Below are 1,901 nucleotides of genomic sequence, written 5' to 3'. Positions count from 1 at the left end.
CCGCCGGATCCGGATTTTGTGTCCGGGGCTCATATTGACGCTGCGGCGTATGAGGCGATGTACCGGCAATCGGTCGAGGACCCGGAAGGGTTCTGGGGCGAGCACGGCAAGCGGCTCGACTGGATCAAGCCCTATACCGAGGTCAAGAACACCAGCTTCAAGATGGGCCAGGTCGAGATCCACTGGTTCCGGGACGGCACGCTGAACGTCGCCTCGAACTGCATCGACCGGCACCTGAAGACCCGCGGCGATCAGGACGCTATCGTCTTCGTGCCCGACGATCCCGACGAGCCGGTCCGCCACATCACCTATCGCGAGCTGCACGAGAAGGTGAACCGGATGGCCAACGTCCTGCTGAGCCAGGGCGTGATGCGCGGCGACCGCGTGGTGATCTACATGCCGATGATCCCCGAGGCCGCCTATGCGATGCTGGCCTGCGCCCGGATCGGGGCGATCCATTCGGTCGTGTTCGCGGGCTTCTCGGCCGACGGGCTCGCCAACCGGATCAACGATTGCGGCGCCAAGGTCGTCATCACCGCCGACACCGCGCCGCGCGGCGGGCGCAAGACCGCGCTGAAATCGAATGCCGATGCCGCCCTTCTGCACTGCTCGGACAAGGTGCGCTGCATGGTCGTCAAGCATACGGGCGACCAGACCTCCTGGATCCAGGGCCGCGATGTCGACGTGCTGCAGCTGATGGAACATGCCTCGCCCGACTGCCCGCCGCGCGAGCTGGCCTCGGAACATCCGCTGTTCATCCTCTATACCTCGGGTTCGACCGGCAAGCCCAAGGGCGTGGTGCACAGCTCGGGCGGGTATCTCGCCTATGCGGCGATGACCCATGAATACACCTTCGACTATCACGAGGGCGACGTCTTCTGGTGCACCGCCGATGTCGGCTGGGTGACCGGCCACAGCTACATCGTCTACGGCCCGCTCGCGAACGGGGCGACGACCGTGATGTTCGAGGGCGTGCCGACCTACCCCGATGCGGGCCGGTTCTGGCAGATCTGCCAGGATCTGAAGGTCAACCAGTTCTACACCGCGCCGACGGTGATCCGGGCGCTGATGGGCCAGGGCACCGAATGGGTCGAGAAATACGACCTGTCGAGCCTCAAGGTTCTGGGCTCGGTCGGCGAGCCGATCAATCCCGAGGCCTGGGAGTGGTACAACGAGCATGTCGGCAAGGGCCGCTGCCCGATCGTCGACACCTGGTGGCAGACCGAGACCGGCGGGCATCTGCTGACGCCCTTGCCGGGCGCGACGGCGACCAAGCCCGGGTCCGCCACCAAGCCCTTTTTCGGGGTGCAGCCGGTGGTTCTTGAAGCCGAGTCGGGCAAGGAGATCGACAGCACCGAGGCCGAGGGCGTGCTGTGCATCAAGGACAGCTGGCCCGGGCAGATGCGCACGGTCTGGGGCGATCACGACCGCTTTCAGGAGACGTATTTCAGCCATTACAAGGGCTATTACTTCTCGGGCGACGGCTGCCGGCGCGATGCCGACGGCTATTACTGGGTCACGGGCCGGGTCGATGACGTGATCAACGTCTCGGGCCACCGGATGGGCACGGCCGAGGTGGAATCGGCGCTGGTGGCGCATCAGGCGGTCGCCGAGGCCGCGGTCGTGGGCTATCCGCACGAGCTGAAGGGCCAGGGCATCTACGCCTATGTGACGCTGATGAACGGGATCGAGGCGACGGAAGATCTCCGCAAGGAGCTGGAGAAATGGGTCCGCACCGAGATCGGCCCGATCGCCAAGCCCGACATCATCCAGTGGGCCCCGGGTCTGCCCAAGACCCGTTCGGGCAAGATCATGCGCCGGATCCTGCGCAAGATCGCCGAGAACGATTTCGGCTCCCTCGGAGACATCTCGACCCTCGCCGACCCTTCGGTCGTCGACGA

1 protein-coding gene is annotated in these 1,901 nt (G+C 65.4%); it reads left to right on the top strand.

The window, feature by feature from the left end; all coding sequences use genetic code 11:
- Positions 1-18: 18 nt before the first annotated feature.
- Positions 19-1,901 (top strand): acetate--CoA ligase (gene acs / locus C8N38_RS20960; protein ID WP_108029036.1); only part of this gene is annotated, 1,883 nt, incomplete at its 3' end.

It is taken from the genome of Rhodovulum kholense (assembly GCF_003053725.1).
Classification (GTDB): Bacteria; Pseudomonadota; Alphaproteobacteria; order Rhodobacterales; family Rhodobacteraceae; genus Rhodovulum; species Rhodovulum kholense.
The sequence above is the reverse complement of the archived record's forward strand: the minus strand, read 5'-3'. Positions and strand labels throughout refer to the sequence as shown.